Annotated in this window: 16 protein-coding genes; 6 read left to right on the top strand and 10 right to left on the bottom strand. The window is 60.0% G+C overall.

The genetic code is table 11. The features are described 5' to 3' along the window. Positions 1–55: 55 nt before the first annotated feature. Together ACWIKB_RS13195 and rlmKL are read right to left on the bottom strand one after the other, a co-directional pair. Positions 56–2,461: a sensor domain-containing diguanylate cyclase gene (locus ACWIKB_RS13195; RefSeq protein ID WP_475267378.1), complete on the bottom strand. Its 2,406-nt coding sequence runs from the start codon at positions 2,459–2,461 to the stop codon at positions 56–58. A 144-nt stretch (positions 2,462–2,605) separates the two neighbouring features. Next, positions 2,606–4,876, bottom strand: a complete 2,271-nt coding sequence (gene rlmKL / locus ACWIKB_RS13190) for a bifunctional 23S rRNA (guanine(2069)-N(7))-methyltransferase RlmK/23S rRNA (guanine(2445)-N(2))-methyltransferase RlmL (RefSeq protein WP_475267308.1) — start codon at positions 4,874–4,876, stop codon at positions 2,606–2,608. A gap of 530 nt (positions 4,877–5,406) precedes the next feature. On the opposite strand from rlmKL, the gene rmf reads away from it, so the two are divergent. Continuing rightward, positions 5,407–5,622: a ribosome modulation factor gene (rmf, locus tag ACWIKB_RS13185; protein ID WP_003223300.1), complete on the top strand. Its 216-nt coding sequence runs from the start codon at positions 5,407–5,409 to the stop codon at positions 5,620–5,622. Between the two features lie 270 nt (positions 5,623–5,892). Here the strand turns inward: rmf and ACWIKB_RS13180 are convergent, their stop codons facing one another. Continuing rightward, a complete protein-coding gene (locus tag ACWIKB_RS13180) occupies positions 5,893–6,912 on the bottom strand; it encodes a quinone-dependent dihydroorotate dehydrogenase (protein WP_475267306.1) in 1,020 nt (339 codons plus the stop codon). A 230-nt stretch (positions 6,913–7,142) separates the two neighbouring features. Here ACWIKB_RS13180 and ACWIKB_RS13175 point away from each other — a divergent pair, with 230 nt between their 5' ends. The 5 genes from ACWIKB_RS13175 (at position 7,143) to cobA (ending at position 12,988) form a co-directional block, all read left to right on the top strand. Then, a complete protein-coding gene (locus ACWIKB_RS13175; RefSeq protein WP_475267304.1) occupies positions 7,143–8,354 on the top strand; it encodes a CmpA/NrtA family ABC transporter substrate-binding protein in 1,212 nt (403 codons plus the stop codon). Between the two features lie 15 nt (positions 8,355–8,369). After that, positions 8,370–8,945 carry an ANTAR domain-containing response regulator gene (locus ACWIKB_RS13170; protein WP_018925269.1) on the top strand — a complete coding sequence of 192 codons (576 nt, stop codon included), beginning with the start codon at positions 8,370–8,372 and terminating at the stop codon, positions 8,943–8,945. Positions 8,946–9,275: 330 nt separating this feature from the next. Continuing rightward, the gene (locus tag ACWIKB_RS13165) at positions 9,276–10,487 is read left to right on the top strand and encodes a nitrate/nitrite transporter (RefSeq protein WP_475267301.1); all 1,212 of its coding nucleotides are present in this window, start codon (positions 9,276–9,278) and stop codon (positions 10,485–10,487) included. Between the two features lie 7 nt (positions 10,488–10,494). Further along, positions 10,495–12,165 carry a bifunctional protein-serine/threonine kinase/phosphatase gene (locus ACWIKB_RS13160; protein ID WP_475267299.1) on the top strand — a complete coding sequence of 557 codons (1,671 nt, stop codon included), beginning with the start codon at positions 10,495–10,497 and terminating at the stop codon, positions 12,163–12,165. A 43-nt stretch (positions 12,166–12,208) separates the two neighbouring features. Next, positions 12,209–12,988, top strand: coding sequence for a uroporphyrinogen-III C-methyltransferase (gene cobA, locus ACWIKB_RS13155; RefSeq protein ID WP_475267297.1), 780 nt, complete (start codon positions 12,209–12,211; stop codon positions 12,986–12,988). A 112-nt stretch (positions 12,989–13,100) separates the two neighbouring features. Here the strand turns inward: cobA and ACWIKB_RS13150 are convergent, their stop codons facing one another. From ACWIKB_RS13150 to ACWIKB_RS13120, 7 genes are all read right to left on the bottom strand, one after another. Continuing rightward, entirely contained in the window at positions 13,101–14,132 is a 1,032-nt protein-coding gene (locus ACWIKB_RS13150) for an OmpA family protein (protein ID WP_475267295.1), read from the bottom strand. 107 nt (positions 14,133–14,239) lie between these two features. After that, entirely contained in the window at positions 14,240–14,830 is a 591-nt protein-coding gene (gene sigX, locus ACWIKB_RS13145; RefSeq protein WP_475267293.1) for an RNA polymerase sigma factor SigX, read from the bottom strand. 87 nt (positions 14,831–14,917) lie between these two features. Continuing rightward, positions 14,918–15,742 (bottom strand): mechanosensitive ion channel family protein, encoded by an 825-nt coding sequence (locus ACWIKB_RS13140; protein WP_054054005.1) that lies wholly within the window; start codon positions 15,740–15,742, stop codon positions 14,918–14,920. A 2-nt stretch (positions 15,743–15,744) separates the two neighbouring features. Then, complete coding sequence (locus ACWIKB_RS13135) at positions 15,745–15,993, bottom strand: CrfX protein (RefSeq protein WP_475267291.1); 249 nt, start codon at positions 15,991–15,993, stop codon at positions 15,745–15,747. Positions 15,994–16,057: 64 nt separating this feature from the next. Continuing rightward, positions 16,058–17,053 carry a zinc transporter ZntB gene (locus ACWIKB_RS13130; RefSeq protein ID WP_475267290.1) on the bottom strand — a complete coding sequence of 332 codons (996 nt, stop codon included), beginning with the start codon at positions 17,051–17,053 and terminating at the stop codon, positions 16,058–16,060. A gap of 39 nt (positions 17,054–17,092) precedes the next feature. After that, positions 17,093–17,584, bottom strand: a complete 492-nt coding sequence (gene rraA / locus ACWIKB_RS13125) for a ribonuclease E activity regulator RraA (RefSeq protein WP_475267288.1) — start codon at positions 17,582–17,584, stop codon at positions 17,093–17,095. A 121-nt stretch (positions 17,585–17,705) separates the two neighbouring features. Then, on the bottom strand, positions 17,706–18,695 hold the full coding sequence (locus ACWIKB_RS13120; protein ID WP_475267286.1) for an alpha/beta fold hydrolase: 990 nt from the start codon (positions 18,693–18,695) through the stop codon (positions 17,706–17,708). Between the last annotated feature and the right edge of the window lie 173 nt (positions 18,696–18,868).

Genomic DNA, 18,868 nt, shown 5'->3' with positions numbered 1-18,868 from the left:
ACACGCCCTCTTCGCGAGCAAGCCCGCTCCCACAATGGATTGTGTGTGCTCCGGCCTAGAGGGGCTGCGCCTCAACCCGATCCCGCCCCGCCTGCTTCGCCGCATAAACCCCCGAGTCCGCCCGCAGCAACAGCGCATCCGCGCCCTCGCCGACCTGCCAACTGGCAATCCCGAAACTGGCGGTCACTGTCCCAACGCCTTCAATTGGCGAGCTGCGCAACGCTTGCCACAACTGCAAGGCCAGGACGTGGGCGTGTTCGCCGTTGATGTCCGGGCACAGCACCATGAACTCCTCGCCGCCCAAGCGGCAGAACACATCGGTGCGGCGCAGGCGATGGCCGATGCGCTCGCACACCGCTTGCAACACCCGGTCGCCCACCGCGTGGCCATGCTGGTCGTTGATGCGTTTGAAATGGTCGATGTCGAGCATGATCACCGACAACTCGCCACCGCCGCGTTCGACCCGAGCCATCTCAGTGGTCAGACGCTCCTGGAAATAGCGGCGGTTGTGAATGCCGGTCAAGGAATCGGTCACCGACAGCGCCCGCAGTTCCTCTTCAACGCGCTTCAGATCGGAGATGTCCGAGATGTAGCCGTGCCAGAGCACACCGCCGCCGGGCAACTCCTCCGGGGTCGCCTCGCCACGGACCCAGCGCAGGCCGCCCACGGGCAGTTGCACGCGGTATTCCTCGCGCCAAGGGCTGAGGGTGTCCGCCGAGGCGCGGATCGAGGCACGTACGCGGCTTGAATCCTGTGGATGAATCCGGGTGAAGATCGCTTCGGCGTTGAGCAGCAATACATCCGGCTCAAGCTCATAGATTTCACGGATGCCGTCGCTGGCATAAATCACGCTGAAGCGTCCGTCGAATTCCATCTTGAATTGATAGATGCCACCGGGCACATGAGCGCTGAGTTTTTTCAGCAACAAGTCCCGCGCGGCCAGGGCTTCATGTACGCGTTTGCGCTCGGTGATGTCGATGCAGATCGCCAGGTGCCCGACCCACAGACCTTGCTCGTCCAGCACTGGCGTGGCCAACATATTCACCGTCAAGTGGCTGCCGTCCTGGCGCACCAGGGTCCACTCGCGGGCTTCATGGCCGCCCTCTTCGCCGCCCTCGACCAGCATTGCCTGGCAGGTCGGGATCAACTTGCCATAACGGGCGCTCAACTCCGCCGAACGGGCCACCAGCTCCCGGGGGAAATGCAGGTTCTCCAGAGTCATGTGCCCCACCACCTCGGCAGCGCTGTAACCGAGCATCTGCTCGGCACCGGCGTTGAAGGTGCTGATGACTCCGCGCAGGTCGGTGGCAATGATCGCCACCTGGGTCGCGGCATTCAGCACGCCGCGCAACTGGCCATGGGTGCCGCGCAATTCCTGCTCGCGCGCACGCAGTTCCTGGGTGCGCTGCTCGACCATTTTCAGCGCCCGTTGGCGCTGGCTGACCAACACGTAGAGCAAGGCGCTGAGCAACAGACTGAGCAAACCACCGAGCACCACCAGGCTGCTCACCGAAGAATGGTTGGCTTGCAGAAAGGCCTCGCTGGGCTGGATGTCCACCTGATAATCGTGGTCGGCCAGGCGCAACAAGCGGCTCGCGGACAAGTCGCTGGTGGCCGGCGGGTTCGAGGACTCGAACAGCACTTCGTGTTCATCGCTGGTGGACAGGTCGAGAATGCGTACCGTCAGGTAGTCGTGACCGGCTTCCGGCAGCCCGTCGGCGAGCAACTGGCGCATGCTGATCACCGCCATGACGTAACCGAACGGCTTGTTCGCCGCATCCTTGAGGTTAAGGTCCTCACGACGAATCACCGGAGCCACCAGCAGCACACCCCGGGCATAGGCCGGCTCGACGCTGACAAGGTGCATCGGTTGTGAAACCGCCATGCCACCCAACCGGTTAGCCCGTTCCAGCGTGGCACGTCGCAACGGCTGGGCGAGCAAGTCATAGCCTAGCGGCGAACCGAGCCGACTTTGCGTCTGGCTATAAAGCACCACCACGTACTCATCGCGCTCGGCCGCCAGTTGCAATGCGCCGTCCGGGTTGAGTTCACGAATGGAAAAGTCGCTCACCCCTTCGGCGCGCACATTGCGCTCGAATGCCAGGCGCTCCTCGCGGGAAACCCGTTGGGCGAACGAATACGCCTGGGTGCGGTGCAATAAAGGTTGGGTGTAGCCGTCAAATTCGGCGCGGGACACCGATTCGGAATTGGCAAAGAACCGGCGCAGGCCATCGAGGCGCTGCTCCTGATCTTCGAAACGTTCTTCGATACGGCTGTAACGCTCACTGGCCAGCAGTTGGAAGCGTTGCCGCAATTGATGGTGAAACAGATTCAGCGTCGCCCAGGCCAGCAATCCCGTGAGAATCCCGCCAGCGAGCAATACCAGGACCGCGACCAACCAGGCCGAGACGTCTTCGCTGATAAAACCCAGGATCTTGGGGCGCACGGCGTGCAACGACATAAAACGCAACTCAAAACGCCAGGTGCCGGAGAAGCCCATTGGCCTTGCGTTGAGTTATAGCTATTAGCCACTAATTTGACCAGCCCTGAAAGAATCCAAGAGCCTTTAAAAATCAAGGCTCTGTGGATCCAATCCGGCCAAGTGTCAGCGGGCCGTGATTTTCCAGGCACGGTGGATCTTGCCGTTGCGGGCAAAGTCCGGATCAATGGTCTGGGCGGTGATTTCCTCGACCGCGTAACGCGTAGTGAGGTTCTCCTCCAACACGAACTTGCGGAAGTTGTTGGAGAAGTACAACACGCCGCCCGGCGCCAGGCGCGCCATGGCCAGATCGATCAGTTGCACCTGATCACGCTGCACGTCGAAGATGCCTTCCATGCGCTTGGAGTTGGAGAAGGTCGGCGGATCGATGAAGATCAGGTCGAACTCATCGCGACACGCATCGAGCCACACCATCACATCGCCCTGCTCCAGGCGATTCTTGTCGGAGAAACCGTTCAGCGACAGGTTGCGACGCGCCCAGTCGAGGTAGGTTTTCGACAGGTCGACGCTGGTGGTGCTGCGCGCGCCACCCTTGGCGGCGTGAACACTGGCGGTCGCGGTGTAGGAATACAGATTGAGGAAGCGCTTGCCGGCCGCCTCTTTCTGGATACGCATGCGCATTGGCCGGTGATCGAGGAACAGCCCGGTGTCGAGGTAGTCGGTGAGGTTGACCAGCAGCTTGACGCCACCTTCGTTGACCTCGACGAACTTGCCCTGCGCGGCTTGGCGTTCGTACTGCTTGGTGCCGCTCTGACGCTCGCGACGCTTGACCACCACGCGGCTCTTGTCGATGTTCAGCGCCTGGGGAATGGCCGCCAGGGCATCGAACATCCGTGCCGAGGCTTTTTCCGGGTCGATGGATTTCGGCGCAGCGTATTCCTGGACGTGGACCCAATCCTGATACAGGTCGATGGCCATGGAATATTCCGGCATGTCGGCGTCATACACGCGATAGCAGTCGATGCCTTCACGCTTGACCCACTTGCCGAGGGCCTTGAGGTTCTTTTGCAGGCGGTTGGCGAACATCTGCCCGCCTTCGCTCAAGCGCGGTTGCTCGATCACCACCGGTGCCGGTTTGATCGGGTTGCCGTTCTTGTTGTACTTCTCGTACTTGCCTGGCGCGACGTCGTTGTCTGCCACTTCGACTTCAGCTTGCTCGCGCTCGACCTGACGCTGTTCCGGGGTGCGACGTTCGCCAGTGACGAACTGATCCGGGGTGACCTTGATCAGCAGCAGCTTGCACGGCAACGCGCCGTTCCAGAACGAATACTGTTTGTGGCTGCGGATGCCCATGCGCTTGCCCAGGTCCGGAGCGCCGGTGAACACCGCGGCTTCCCAGTTCAGGCAGGCCTGACGCAGGCGCTCGCCGAGGTTCTGGTAGAGGTAGAGTAAGCTCGCCTCGTCACCCAGACGCTCGCCGTACGGCGGGTTGCAGATAACCAGGCCTTTCTGGTTCTGGTCCGGACGCGGCTCAAACGTGCCGACTTCGCCCTGATAGATCTTGATCCACTCGCTCAAGCCGGCGCGTTCGACGTTGTTGCGGCCCGGTTGAATCAAGCGCGGGTCGGCTTCGTAGCCGCGAATCCACAGCGGTGGCTTGGCCAGGCCGGCGGCGCAACGCTCGGTGGCTTCTTCGTGAAGCTTTTTCCACAAGGCCGGGACGTGACCTAGCCAAGCGGTGAAGCCCCACTGCTCGCGACGCAGGTTCGGTGCCATATCGGCGGCGATCATCGCTGCTTCGACGAGGAACGTACCCACACCGCACATCGGGTCAGCCAGCGCGCCGCCTTCAGCAGCAATGCGAGGCCAGCCGGAACGGATCAAGATCGCCGCCGCGAGGTTTTCCTTCAACGGTGCCGCGCCCTGCTGCAAGCGATAGCCACGCTGGTGCAGGCTGTGGCCGGACAGGTCGAGGGAAAGGATCGCTTCGCCACGGTCCAGACGCAGGTGAATGCGCAGGTCCGGGTTGAGCTTGTCAATCGACGGACGGTCGCCCTGCGGGGTGCGCAGTTTGTCGACGATGGCGTCCTTGACCTTCAAGGCGCCGAAGTGTGTGTTATCGATGCCCGAACCGTGGCCGCTGAATTCGACGGCCAGGGTGCCGTCGTTGAGCATGTGGTCTTGCCACTCGATATCGAGCACGCCGTGGTACAGGTCTTCGGCGTCCTTCATCGGAAAACGCTTGAGCACCAGCAGCACCCGGTTCGCCAGACGCGACCACAGGCACAGGCGATAAGCGGTTTCCATGGTGGCCATGCCGCGCACGGCCGAGGTGTGTTCACGCGCTTCTTCAAGGCCAAGCCCGACGGCTTCCTCGATGAGCAGGCCTTCAAGGCCTTTAGGGCAAGTGAGGAAGATTTCGAATTGATCGGACATTGGAATTTCAGAGCCTTTGGCTAAGTGAACCGACAACGCATTGCCGGTCCGGTTTTCAATCAGGCGCTTTTCTAAAAGAGCGCCCGCGTGGCACGAAGGTGTGCCGTCCCACCCTGACTGCTCGGTTAAAAGAGCTTAGATGCCAGGACAGAGAAAATAGTTGAAGCAACAAAATGTCATAAAGCGACCCTTCGTCGAATAGTACCCCAGCGCAAACGTGGGTCATTCTCACTAAAGGATTAACCTCGTCATACAGCGCGGAGCTGATCATACCGGGGTTTGGCCAATAAACACGCTGCGAACATCATGTTACTTATGGCCATAGCATCTTTATGGTTACGTCCTTATGACAAAACGATCATTCCATCAATGTGACGCATTGGTTAGAACTCAATACAGGTTGACGTCGCAACGGCGTCAACACCTTGGCTCGCGACGCCGGCAGCGAGCCGCCAACGGCAGAATTTTTCTGCCAGACCTCGATTGAGGTCGACGCGATAAATACAGTCAACAAGTGAGGGCAACACCCTATGAGAAGACTTAAGCGTGATCCGTTGGAAAGAGCATTTTTGCGCGGATATCAATATGGCGTTGGTGGCAAATCCCGTGAGCTTTGCCCATTTACTCTACCGTCGGTACGCCAAGCCTGGATTAACGGCTGGCGCGAAGGACGCGGCGACAACTGGGACGGTATGACCGGCACTGCGGGAATCCATAGACTCAACGAACTTCACGCCGTTGGCTAACAAAGGGCCTGACACTGCAACACAATCATCTGATTACGTAACACATTAACCACGCACGTCCCATCCGGACGGCGGGCTCCGGCCCAGGGGCACCTTCGAGGTGCCCTTTTTTATGCCTTCAAAACTTACTCTGAACCCATTGTGGCGAGGGGGCTTGCCCCCGTTCGGCTGCGCAGCAGTCGTAATTCAAATAACTCGGTTTACATCGGGGGCCGCTTCGCGACCCAACGGGGGCAAGCCCCCTCGCCACAAAAGCCCGATCCCACAGGATCAGCGCAAAGCGGCTATGGCGTCGACCGATTCACGGATCAGCACCGGGCCTTTATAGATGAAGCCCGAATACAGCTGCACCAGACTCGCACCCGCAGCGATTTTCTCAGCCGCGTGCTTGCCTTCGGTGATGCCGCCCACAGCGATGATCGGCAAACGGCCGGCCAACTCTGCTGCCAGGATCTTAACGGTGTTCGTGCTCTTGTCGCGAACTGGCGCGCCGGACAGACCGCCCGCCTCGTCGCCATGCTCCAGGCCTTCGACGCCGACACGGCTCAGGGTGGTGTTGGTGGCAATCACCGCGTCCATCCCGGTTTCGATCAGTGCTTGTGCCACTTGGGCGGTTTCTTCGTCGGTCATGTCCGGAGCGATCTTGATCGCCAGCGGTACATGCTTGCCGTGGCGCAAGGCCAGCTCAGCCCGGCGCTGGGCCAGGTCGGCGAGCAATTGCTTGAGCGAATCACCGAACTGCAGGCTGCGCAGGCCCGGGGTGTTCGGCGAACTGACGTTGACCGTCACGTAGCTGGCGTGGGCGTAGACCTTGTCCAGGCAGATCAGGTAATCGTCGACTGCACGCTCAACCGGGGTGTCGAAGTTCTTGCCGATGTTGATGCCCAACACGCCCTTGTACTTGGCGGCTGCTACGCGAGCCAGCAGGTGATCGACGCCAAGGTTGTTGAAGCCCATGCGGTTGATGATTGCCTCGGCTTCCGGCAAGCGGAAAATACGTGGTTTCGGGTTGCCTGGCTGTGGACGCGGGGTGATCGTGCCGATTTCGACGAAGCCAAAACCCAACTGGGCAAACCCGTCGATGGCCGCGCCGTTCTTATCCAGACCGGCCGCCAGACCCACCGGGTTCGGAAACTCCAGGCCCATGACTTTCACCGGCATTTTCGCCGGCGCCTTGCACAGCAAGCCGTTGAGGCCCAAACGCCCGCCCGCACCGATCAGGTCCAGGGACAGATCGTGGGAGGTTTCCGGGGAAAGTTTGAACAACAGCTGACGGGCCAGGGTGTACATGGGCGGGTTTGACTCGAATGGCGACGAAATGAGGCGGCGATTATAGCCGGGCATCGGGGTCGCAAGCGAGGCGCACAAACAAATCAGCGTTCGATGGCATATGCCTTGCACCGGCATACGTATCAGCACTCATGCCAACGACGGGATGAGTCGACGGACAATGGCGTCGTCACCCGGTTCTGCTCGCGCGGGGACCTGGGACGACGCTTTTTTTTGCAAGGTGTTTATCGATGAATGAAACCACAGTCGGCCCGCTGGCCTGGGTCAACGGCAGCGACGCCCCGGAAAAGTCCGCGATCAATGTAGGCTTCATGGCTTTGAGCGATTGCGCCTCGGTGGTGGTCGCCGCCACTCAGGGCTTCGCCCAACCCTACGGCCTGACCCTGAACCTCAAGCGCCAGTCGTCCTGGGCCAACCTGCGGGACAAACTGGTCAGTGGCGAACTCGACGCTGCCCACAGCCTCTACGGCCTGATTTACGCCGTACACCTGGGCATCGGCGGCGTTGCGCCCACGGACATGGCGGTACTCATGGGCCTGAACCAGAACGGCCAGAGCATCAACCTGTCCCATGGCTTGCAGGCGCTGGACGTGACCAGTCCTGAAGCACTTCACCTGCACGTGCACCAAACTCGCCCAAAACTGACCTTCGCCCAGACCTTTCCCACCGGCACCCACGCCATGTGGTTGTATTACTGGCTGGCGAGCCAGGGCATTCATCCGTTGCACGATGTCGACAGCGTGGTGGTACCGCCGCCGCAAATGGTTGCGCACCTGCAAGCCGGTCGAATCGACGGTTTCTGCGTCGGCGAGCCGTGGTGCGCCAGCGCGGTCAATCAGAACCTCGGCTTTACCTTGGCGACGACCCAAAGCATCTGGCCCGATCACCCGGAAAAAGTCCTCGGCTGCACCCGCGCCTTTGTCGAGCAATACCCCAACACCGCCCGGGCGCTGGTGATGGCGATCCTCGAAGCGAGTCGCTTCATTGAAGAAAGCCAGGAAAACCGCCGTAGCACTGCGCAGTTGTTGAGCGCGCCGGAGTATCTCGATGCGCCCCTGGACTGCATCGAACCGCGCCTGCTGGGAGATTACGCCGACGGCCTGGGCAATCGCTGGCAAGACCCGCACGCCCTGCGCTTCCATGGTGGCGGCGAGGTCAATCTGCCGTACTTGTCCGATGGCATGTGGTTCATGACCCAGTTCCGCCGCTGGGGTTTGCTGCGTGAGGACCCGGATTACCTCGGCGTGGCTCGCAAGGTTCAGCAACTGGACGTATACCGTGAGGCCGCGACGGCGGTCGGGATCGCCGCCTGGGGCCAGGACATGCGCAGCAGTCAGTTGATCGACGGCAAAGTCTGGGACGGCTCGGACCCGGCCGGCTACGCCCGTGGTTTCAAGCTCCACGCCATGAGCGACAGCTCGCCCCTGCTCGCCAGCCGCTGACAGGAGCCTGCGAATATGTTGCGTATCCTGCTGATCAACGACACTGCGAAGAAGGTCGGCCGACTAAAAGCCGCCCTGACCGAGGCCGGGTTCGAGGTGATCGACGAATCCGGCCTAACCATCGACCTGCCCGCGCGCGTCGAAACGGTGCGCCCGGACGTAATTCTGATCGATACCGAGTCACCGAGCCGCGATGTGATGGAGCAAGTGGTACTGGTAACCCGCGACCAGCCCCGGCCAATCGTGATGTTCACCGACGAGCACGACCCCGGCGTGATGCGCCAGGCGATCAAGTCCGGGGTCAGTGCCTACATCGTCGAAGGCATTCACGCACAACGTTTGCAGCCGATTCTCGACGTGGCCATGGCCCGCTTCGAAAGCGACCAGGCACTACGTGCGCAACTTCATGCACGGGACCAGCAACTGGCCGAGCGCAAGCGCATCGAGCTGGCCAAAGGGCTGTTGATGAAGATGAAGGACTGCAACGAGGAAGAGGCCTACACCCTGATGCGCCGCCAGGCCATGAGCCGCCAGCAGAAGCTGATCCAAGTGGCGGAGCAGATTATTGCCATGAGTGAGTTGTTGGGCTGACGTCCTGCGGAGTCTGTGAGGGCGCCTTCGCGAGCAAGCCCGCTCCCACAGGGGAATGCATTTCAAGTGTGGGAGCGGGCTTGCTCGCGAATGGCCGCGACTCGGACTCCCTGGTTGGCACAAATCTGGCTAAGTAATCCACACAGGTAACCAACGGCGGTTGCCCCACCTACGACAAAGACGTCGCTCACCTCGTTCGCCCATGGCGGATCAGGTGGCGGCGTTTTTTTGTTTTGGCCCCAGAGACCGGGGCCGGTGGTGCGGCCGTGGCGGCGCCCCACCTGCTAGCTCATGACTCCTTCTCGAGACTCCCAACAGCTGAGGTGCGCGATGAATTCAAGCTTCTGGAAATCCGGCCATGCCCCGACATTGTTCGCGGCCTTCCTCTACTTCGACCTGAGCTTCATGGTCTGGTACCTGCTCGGCCCGCTGGCGGTGCAAATCGCTGCCGACCTGCACTTGACTACGCAACAGCGCGGGATGGTGGTGGCCACGCCGATTCTGGCCGGTGCGGTATTGCGCTTCGCGATGGGCCTGCTGGCTGATCGACTGTCGCCAAAAACCGCCGGAATCATCGGCCAGGTGATCGTCATCTGCGCGCTGTTCGGTGCCTGGAAACTCGGCATCCACAGCTACGAACAGGCACTGGTACTCGGTCTGTTCCTCGGCATGGCCGGCGCCTCCTTCGCCGTCGCCCTGCCCCTGGCGTCGCAATGGTATCCGCCACAGCATCAAGGCAAGGCCATGGGCATCGCCGGCGCCGGTAATTCGGGCACCGTCCTTGCGGCGCTGATCGCCCCGGTGCTGGCCGCCGCGTTCGGCTGGAGCAACGTGTTCGGCTTCGCCCTGATCCCGCTGATCCTGACCCTGATCGTCTTCGCCTGGCTGGCCAAAAACGCCCCGGAACGGCCGAAAGCCAAGTGCATGGCTGACTACCTCAAAGCGCTGGGAGACCGTGACAGCTGGTGGTTCATGTTTTTCTACAGCGTGACCTTCGGTGGTTTCATCGGCCTGGCCAGCGCCCTGCCCGGCTACTTCAACGACCAATATGGCCTGAGCCCGGTGACTGCCGGCTACTACACCGCCGCCTGCGTGTTCGGCGGCAGCCTGATGCGTCCGTTGGGCGGCGCACTGGCGGATCGTTTTGGCGGCATCCGCACCTTGCTCGGAATGTATACGGTGGCGGCGATTTGTATCGCGGCGGTGGGTTTCAACTTGCCGAGTTCCTACGCGGCGCTGGCCCTTTTCGTCTGCACCATGCTCGGTTTGGGTGCGGGTAACGGCGCAGTTTTCCAACTGGTGCCACAGCGTTTTCGTCGGGAGATCGGCGTGATGACCGGGCTGATCGGCATGGCCGGCGGCATCGGTGGTTTCGCCCTCGCGGCGGGCATGGGCGCGATCAAACAAAGCACTGGCAACTATCAAATGGCCCTGTGGTTGTTCGCCAGCCTTGGGGTGCTTGCCTGGTTTGGCCTGCATGGCGTGAAACGTCGCTGGAGAACCACCTGGGGTTCGGCGGCGATAACGGCGGCTCGGGTCTGAGGCCTCAATGAGCTTGCAACTGAGTTTCGCCGAAGCCAGCGCCAGCGGCCCGCGCGAGGAAAACCAGGACGCCCTGCGCCTGGTCACCCCAGCCCCGGCGCTGGCAGCGAGTAAAGGTTATCTGTTTGCCATCGCCGACGGTGTCAGCCAATGCGCCGATGGCGGGCTCGCCGCCCGCTCGACCTTGCAGGCGCTGGCACTGGACTATTACGCCACCCCGCAAACCTGGGGCGTGGCCCAGGCACTGGATCGCCTGCTGTCAGCGCAGAATCGCTGGCTGCAGGCCAATGGCGGTGGGCAACCGCTGCTGACCACTGTCAGCGCTTTGGTCATGCGCGGTAGGCGTTTTACCCTGGCCCATGTCGGCGATTGCCGGGTGTATCGCTGGCACGCCGATCAGTTGCAGCGAGTCAGCGAGGATCACGTTTGGGATCAGCCCGGCATGCAGCATGTGCTCAAGCGTGCGCTGGGGCTCGATCAGCATCTGGTGCTGGATTTTCTGGATGGCGAACTTCGTCTCGATGAGAGCTTTGTGCTGCTCAGCGATGGGGTCTGGGCGGTGTTAGGCGATACCGCGATTGCCGGGATCTTGCGCGATCAGCCTGATCTGCAGAGCGCTGCGCAAACGCTGATCAATGCGGCCCACCTGGCTGGCAGCCAGGACAACGCCAGCGCCCTGCTGGTGCGAGTCGATGCCCTCGGTGAAACGAACATCGGCGACGCGCTGATTCATTTGCAGCAATGGCCGCTGCCACCCGCGCTGAAACCGGGGCAATCCTTTGAAGGCTGGCAGGTCGAGGGGATTCTCGGCCAAAGCCAGCAATCACTGCTGTATCGGGTGCGGGACGTACAGCAACAACCCTGGTTGCTGAAAACCTTGCCCGGGTATCTACACAACGATCACCTGGCCGGGCAGGCGTTGTTGTCGGAGGAATGGTTTCTCAAACGCGTGGCCGGGCGGCATTTTCCTGAAGTGCATGCCACCAGTCAGCGTCAGCATTTGTACTACGTGATGCGCGAATATTCGGGACAGACCCTGGCTCAACTGCAGGACGGAACCGGGCCGCTGCCATTGGCGCAGTGGCAGGAACTGGCCGAACGCCTGCTACGAGCCGTGGGCATGCTGCATCGACGGCAGATCCTGCATCGCGATATCAAACCGCAGAACCTGCTGCTGGGGGACGACGGTGAGTTACGGCTGCTGGACTTCGGTCTCGCCTACTGCCCGGGTCTGTCCGAAGACCAACCCTGCACCCTGCCTGGCACGCCGAGCTACATCGCGCCGGAAGCCTTTCGCGGGGACGCGCCGACGCCGCAGCAGGATTTGTATGCAGTCGGCGTGACCCTGTTTTTTCTGCTGACCGGGCAGTATCCCTACGGCGAAATCGAAGCCTTCCAGCGCCCGCGGTTTGGCGTACCGGTCAGCGCCAGTCGCTATCGCCCCGATCTGCCGGAATGGCTGGCGTTAAGCCTGGAGCGAGCGGTCGCGGTTGATCCTCAGCAGCGCTTTGAAACAGCAGAAGAATGGTTGTTGCTGCTGGAGCAGGGTGAGCGGCGCAGTTTGAGTGTGAGACCCAAACCGTTACTGGAGCGCGAGCCGCTGAAGGTATGGCGGACATTGGCGCTGGGGTCGCTGGTGATGAATCTGGTGCTGTTGTTTCTACTGTTTCATGGCTGAGTTTTGATGCAGCCGATCACCGTCATGTCGCGAGGAAAACACGATGAGCGCAAAAGTCTGGCTGGTGGGCGCGGGTCCCGGCGATCCTGAATTACTGACCCTCAAGGCTGTTCGCGCATTGAGGGAAGCGGATGTGGTGTTGATCGATGACCTGGTCAACGAAGCGGTGCTGGAGCATTGCCCGGGAGCGCGGATCATTCCGGTTGGCAAGCGCGGCGGCTGTCGTTCCACGCCTCAAGCGTTCATTCATCGCTTGATGCTGCGTTATGCCCGTCATGGCAAATGTGTGGTGCGGCTCAAGGGCGGCGATCCGTGCATTTTTGGTCGTGGCGGCGAAGAGGCGCAGTGGCTGCGCGAACACGGGGTCGATGTCGAGTTGGTCAATGGCATCACTGCCGGCCTGGCTGGCGCGACGCAATGTGATATCCCGTTGACCCTGCGCGGCGTGGCACGCGGCGTGACGCTGGTCACCGCGCACACGCAGGACGACAGCAGCCTGAACTGGCAGGCCTTGGCCCAGGGCGGCACAACGCTGGTGATTTACATGGGCGTGGCGAAACTGAGCGAGATCCGTGAGCAACTGCTGGCTGGAGGCATGGCGGCGGATACGCCGGTGGCGATGATCGAAAACGCTTCACTGCCGCACCAACGAGAATGTCGCAGTGTTCTGACAGCCATGGAAGACGATGCCTGCAGCTTTGAACTCAAGAGCCCGGCCATCCTGGTGATTGGCGCTGTTGCGGCCGGCGAAGAGATCAAAAGATCGCAGCCTCGTTTCACTCGTCAGCGCCTACAGGAGGATGCGCTCCAATGTAGGAGCTGAGGAGTGAAGCGAGGCTGCGATCTTTATGGGGCGTCGCCAAACCCTCGCCGAACCCAAATCGCAGACAAAGAAAAGCCCGGCCTAAGCCGGGCTTTTCAGAGCTGCGAGCTAATTACTTAGCTTTAGCTTCAACCTGCGCTTCTACGCGACGGTTTACAGCGCGACCAGCTTCAGTTTTGTTGTCAGCAACTGGGCGGGATTCGCCGTAGCCAACAGACTGAACGCGGGACGATTCAACACCGTACTGGTTGGTCAGAACTTGTTTAACGGCGTTTGCACGACGCTCGGACAGTTTCTGGTTGTAAGCGTCAGGACCGACGGAGTCAGTGTGACCTTCAACAGTAGTGGTGGTGGATGGATACTGCTTCATGAAGTCAGCGAGGTTTTTGATGTCGCCGTAGCTGTTAGGCTTGACTACCGACTTGTCGAAGTCGAACTTCACGTCCAGCTCAACACGAACAACTTCAGCAACTGCTGGGCAGCCATCAGCGTCAACAGTTACGTTGGCTGGGGTGTCCGGGCACTTGTCAACGTTGTCGCATACGCCATCGTTGTCGCTGTCGGAGCAGACTTCAGCTGGTGCTGGAACTGGAGCAGCAGCAGGCTTGGAGCCGCCACCGAAGTTCACACCGATACCGACGCTTGGAGCCCACTCGGTGTCGCCTTGGTCGATGTTGTACTGAGCTTCAACGCCAGCACGGGCGTAGAAGTTGTCGGTGAAGTACAGCTTGGCACCGCCGCCAACGTTGGCGAAGGTGGAGCGGTTACGGCCCGAACCGTTCTGGCCAATGCTCTGGTCCGAGAAACCGGCCGAAACGTATGGACGGATCATGTCGCCTGGGTTGTTGAAGTGGTACAGAGCGTCCAGAGCGGTATCAGCGCCCTTTACGTTGCGACCATCATCTGCACGTACGTTGTGCACTTCGTCGTAGGCCAGACGCAGTTCAACGTCGTCGGTAATGAAGTAGCCGACGGAAGCGCCGAACAGGTTGCCGTTGTTTTTGAAGTCACGATCGCTGTCGTACTGTTCTTTCTTGGCGAAGCCTTCGATTTCAACTGCGCCTTGGCCTTGTGCCAGCGCGCCGAACGAAGTAGCGGCAATAAGAGAACCAATGGCAAAGCCCAAGGTGTTTTTCAGTTTCATCCGTTAAATCCCCATCTGGTGATTGTGAAGCAGTCCCGCAAACCGGGGGACAACTCGGCGGCAAGTCTATCAGAACTTGCCTACACGTAAGAGATATTTGCGCTGAACTAAGTTTCAGCAACGCCTGCAAATTTCTCACGCAATTTATCTAGAGCACGTTTGTAACGCATTTTTGTCGCACTCAAACCCATGTGCATGATGTCTGCGATCTCCTGAAACTCCAGCTCTGCGACAAATCGTAGCACCAGAATTTCCCGGTCAATCGGGTTCACATACACCAGCCAGCGATCAAGTCCACCCTTGTCCTCGGGGTTCGGCGCCTTTTCTTCAGACGCTTCCTCGAGGGGGTCCAGACTCAAAGCGTCCATCAAGCGACGCTTTCGCCGTTCCTTCCGATACTGTGTGATGCATTCGTTGTACGTGATGCTGTACAGCCAGGTCTTGAACTTCGATTTCCCCTCGAAGTTCTTCAGACCGTACAACACCTTCAACATCACTTCCTGACAGACATCGTCTGCATCGCGATCGTTCCCAAGATATCGTGCACAAACGTTAAATAATGTTCGTTGGTAACGCCGCATCAGTTCTTCATAGGCGCGCGTTACGTGAAACAGCTCGGTATGCGAGCGCGCGACCAACTCCTCATCAGAGAGCTCGCGGGGGTCGTAGCGCGTGGAGAGCGATTGAGCTTTATTCAAAACAAGTCGGGCCGACAGTCAGGTCAATGTCCGCCGCAGCCCTTAAAGGGCATTTTGCGGCGGCATACATTAGCAGGGTTTGCCGGGTTAGCGGCTACTCACATGCTGCTCCAGGAGGATCCGATTGGAGAGAGAGACTAGCTCACCCTCGTCGGTCAGCAATGTGGTTTTAACCGTGCCGATCTCTTCGATCTGACCTTCGACCTCGCCAACACGCACTTGTTGCCCAACCTGATACAACTCACGCACATAGATTCCCGCAAGAATCTGACCGGCAATTTCCCGGCTTCCCAACCCCATGGCCAGCGCAACCGCCAGACCAACGGTAATCAATACGATCACAATCACATGGTTGAGCAGGTCGGTCTTGACCTCCAACTGGCTGATCGCAACCGACAAACTGATGATAATCACCAGGCCCTGAGCAATTCGCCCCAGGCCAGAGGCGTAATCCAGCCCTACCCCTTCTGCCGCTCCGCGCACCAGCCCATTGGCCAATTGCGCCAGCAACACCCCCACCAACAACACCAGCGCGGCGCCAAATACTTTCGGCAGATACAGCGCAAGCATATCCAGCGTAGCTGAAACTCGCTCAAGTCCAAGGGATTCTGCTGCCGACACGAGAAAAATCAGCAAAACGAACCAATAGACGATCTTGCCGATCAGGGTCGAAATGGGCACCTGAAGGCCGGCACGGGACAACAATTTGGTCAGGCCGGTACCGCCCATCAGGCGATCAAGGCCCAATTTGGCGAGCAATTTGGACAACAAGGTGTCCAGCAGCTTGGCTACAACAAACCCCAGCAGTAGGACAACCAGCGCACCGAAGAGGTTCGGAATGAAATTCGCAACCTTGGTCCACAACGCAGTCATTGCAGTGACGAGGCTCTGAGTCCAGAGATCAAGTTCCATATTCAATCAGCCTTATCAGCAGGGCGAACGGTAGGTTTACGGTGACGGGAAACCGGCGCAACGTGGGCCGATCCATTGTTCAAGGCAATCATCAGCGCGGGCAACCAGCGGCCCAGCAGGCTGAACAAATCGCCGGCGCCGACCTGGCGGTTGGCGGTTTTCAGGACACGGCCAAGGCACGCATCGTCGTCCCGGGTGGACGGAGATGCCTTGAGCATGTCACGCAAAGACTGTTCAAACGGATCGTGCATACGCACCTCTCGTAATGTCAGTGAAAGACGCGATCAAATTTGCCCGGGTCACATGGCTCATCAATCACACCCAGCGCAAACGTCGGAATAACCACCACTGACCGAGTGCCACCGAGACCATCATCAGGCAGGCAATCAGGAAGCCATAGGGGCTGGCAGAGAACGGAATGCCGCCGACATTGATGCCCAGCAGACCGGTCAAAAAGCTCATCGGCAAAAAGATCCCGGTGATGATCCCGAAGCGGTACATCGTGCGGTTCATGCGCACGCTCAAACGCCGGTCTTCGGCCTCCAGGACCAGCCCCACCCGCTCCCGGGTCAGTTCCAGCTCCTCGAGATAACGGGTCAGGCTGTTGTTCAATTCGTTCCAGTAATCACCGTCATCTTCGACAAACCAGGGCAGTTTTATCCGCGTCAGCTGTCCGAAAATATCCCGTTGTGGCGCCAGGAATCGTTTCAGCCCGGCTGCCCTGCGACGGATCTGCAAAATGGCCCCATGCTCGGGTGTATACCGTTCGTCGGCATCCAGTTTTTCTTCTTCCTCATCGACCACTTCCGAGAGGCAAGTGACCAGATCCTGCACCTTGTTGGTGAGGTACTGAGCCATATAAAGGATGAGTTCAGAGGCGGTTTTCGGCCCTTTTCCATCCGCGAGCTGCACCAGCAATTCATCGGTGGCGCGCAACGGACGCAAACGCAGCGAGATAACGCGCTGCGCGGAAGCGAAAATCCGCACCGAGACCATATCTTCCGGCTCAGCGCCCGGGTTCAGGTTTACCCCGCGCAAAAATAGCAGCAGTTCGCTGTCGGAAAGCTGTAAAAGCCGCGGACGGGTGTTTTCTTCGAGCAGCAGGTCACAGCTGAATTCGCTCAGACCGCTGGATTTACGCAGCCAGGTCTGGGTTTGCGGGTGACTGCGATCCCAATGCAGCCACAGGCTTTCATGGTCCTGCAGCTGCAAGTCATCGAGATCAGTCCGGGCTATCGAACGCGCACCGCCTTTACCGTCCAGCACCAGGGCATGCACCAGCCCCCACTGCGCGTTTTCTTCCTCGAACATCCTCACCCCATGGTTGCCACGAAAATTCGCATCGATGCTTTATTCAGGCATCGTCAGCGGGCTTGGCGAGATGATCACGCCGTTGTTGTCCGCATAAATGTAGTGGCCCGGATGGAATGTCACGCCGGCGAAGGTCACCGGAACGTTAATGTCGCCAAGCCCGCGCCTGTCGGACTTTCTCGGGTGGCTCGCGAGGGCCTGCACGCCCAGATCGGTCTGCGCGAGGATATCGACGTCGCGGATGCACCCGTAGATCACCAGCCCTGCCCAACCGTTTTTCGAGGCTTTCTCGGCCAGCATGTCACCCAGCAACGCATGACGCAGGGAACCGCCACCGTCGACCACCAGCACCTTGCCGTCACCCTTGAGTTCGACTTGCTCTTTAACCCGCGAGTTGTCTTCGAAACACTTGATGGTCACGATTTCGCCGCCGAAGGAATCACGGCCGCCGAAATTGCTGAACATCGGCTCCAGCACCTGCACCAGCTCCGGGTAGGCGTCGCACAGGTCAGGCGTAACGTAATGGTTCATCGAGAAACTCCTGTAAAGAGGAAGACAATCGAGGGTGTCGCAAAGTGACCAGAAAAGCTCAATGCGTCATATCTTAGCCGCAAGCCGATCAGAGCGAAATGCCCTTGTTAGAGCAGTGCGCTCAGACCGCTGTGGCCAAATCCGGCTTTTCCCCCAGCAACGGCGTTTGTTGATCCGCCAACCAGCGGGCCACCAACGGCCAGACTTCGACCTGGGCCGCTTTGCTGACCAGCATTTCAACATGGCCGAAATTGTCGGCAAAGCCCTGCTCACGACCCAGGTTGATGAACTGCTTGTGCTCCGAACCGAGCTGATCGAACAGCTTGCGGCACGCCCAGGCCGGGTCCTGATGATCGCCCGCCGCACTGACCGCCAATACCGGCAGCTCGACCTCGGCTAAACCGGCCCACCAGTCCTTGTCCGCATCGCCAAAGCGCCCGAACAGGCCGTACCAGCGCATGCTTTCCAGGGCCAGGCCAATCGGCTCGTCCTCCGGGCCGCGCTTGAGCCGTGAACCCGACAGTTGGGCAAAACGCTTGAGAATAAAGCGCCCGCTCCACTCCACCGGCGGAATCTTTAGCGGCCAATAGGTACGGCTGACCTGTGTACCAAAAAACGCCGCCGAGGCCACCACCGGTTCGCCGATGTACTGACCGCCCAGCGCGGCCGCCAGGGTGATACCGCCCAGCGAGTGACCGATCCAGTGCGGGACCTGGCCACTTTGCTCGCGCACGAACGCACCGATGGCCGGTAGATCGTAGCGGGCATAGTCGGATACGCGGTTCTTGCGGTAGTTCTGGTTGCGTTGGGACAGACCGTGACCGCGCATTTCCGGGATCCAGACATCGAATCCCAGGCGCGTCAGATAGGCGCCCAACCCCAAGCCTTTAGGGGAAAACCAGAACCGGCGATTGGAAAAGCTGCCGTGCAGCAAGATGACCGGCACGCCGCGCGCGTCCGAGCCATCCGCCATGCCCAGGCGCGTTACCGCCAGCTCGACGGTGCCGTCAGGGCTGTTGCCGGGTTTCAATCGATACACGTCTTCGCTCAGATCGCCGCGCCGCTCGGCGCTGATCAGGGCGACAGGAAATAGGTTGCTGCTGCTTTGCATAATGCTCTTGCACAAAAAAGGGCGGCATCCAGAGGAGCCCGCCCTACTTGAATCACTGAAAAGCCCGACCAATGTGGGAACGAGCCTGCTCGCAAAAGCGGTGTATCAGCCGACATCGCTGTTGGATGTCAGCCCGCCTTCGCGAGCAGGCTCGCTCCCACAGGAAGCGGCCC

The sequence above is a fragment of the Pseudomonas sp. 5Vm1k genome (assembly GCF_056161485.1).
Note: the sequence above shows the minus strand (reverse complement) of the source record. Positions and strands in the feature narration are given on the sequence as shown.

Coding starts and splice junctions, on each gene's coding strand:
- ACWIKB_RS13195 (WP_475267378.1), bottom strand. CDS start 2,461: ATGTCGTTGCACGCCGTGCGCCCCAAGATCCTGGGTTTTATCAGCGAA.
- rlmKL (WP_475267308.1), bottom strand. CDS start 4,876: ATGTCCGATCAATTCGAAATCTTCCTCACTTGCCCTAAAGGCCTTGAA.
- rmf (WP_003223300.1), top strand. CDS start 5,407: ATGAGAAGACTTAAGCGTGATCCGTTGGAAAGAGCATTTTTGCGCGGA.
- ACWIKB_RS13180 (WP_475267306.1), bottom strand. CDS start 6,912: ATGTACACCCTGGCCCGTCAGCTGTTGTTCAAACTTTCCCCGGAAACC.
- ACWIKB_RS13175 (WP_475267304.1), top strand. CDS start 7,143: ATGAATGAAACCACAGTCGGCCCGCTGGCCTGGGTCAACGGCAGCGAC.
- ACWIKB_RS13170 (WP_018925269.1), top strand. CDS start 8,370: ATGTTGCGTATCCTGCTGATCAACGACACTGCGAAGAAGGTCGGCCGA.
- ACWIKB_RS13165 (WP_475267301.1), top strand. CDS start 9,276: ATGAATTCAAGCTTCTGGAAATCCGGCCATGCCCCGACATTGTTCGCG.
- ACWIKB_RS13160 (WP_475267299.1), top strand. CDS start 10,495: ATGAGCTTGCAACTGAGTTTCGCCGAAGCCAGCGCCAGCGGCCCGCGC.
- cobA (WP_475267297.1), top strand. CDS start 12,209: ATGAGCGCAAAAGTCTGGCTGGTGGGCGCGGGTCCCGGCGATCCTGAA.
- ACWIKB_RS13150 (WP_475267295.1), bottom strand. CDS start 14,132: ATGAAACTGAAAAACACCTTGGGCTTTGCCATTGGTTCTCTTATTGCC.
- ACWIKB_RS13140 (WP_054054005.1), bottom strand. CDS start 15,742: ATGGAACTTGATCTCTGGACTCAGAGCCTCGTCACTGCAATGACTGCG.
- ACWIKB_RS13135 (WP_475267291.1), bottom strand. CDS start 15,993: ATGCACGATCCGTTTGAACAGTCTTTGCGTGACATGCTCAAGGCATCT.
- ACWIKB_RS13130 (WP_475267290.1), bottom strand. CDS start 17,053: ATGTTCGAGGAAGAAAACGCGCAGTGGGGGCTGGTGCATGCCCTGGTG.
- rraA (WP_475267288.1), bottom strand. CDS start 17,584: ATGAACCATTACGTTACGCCTGACCTGTGCGACGCCTACCCGGAGCTG.
- ACWIKB_RS13120 (WP_475267286.1), bottom strand. CDS start 18,695: ATGCAAAGCAGCAGCAACCTATTTCCTGTCGCCCTGATCAGCGCCGAG.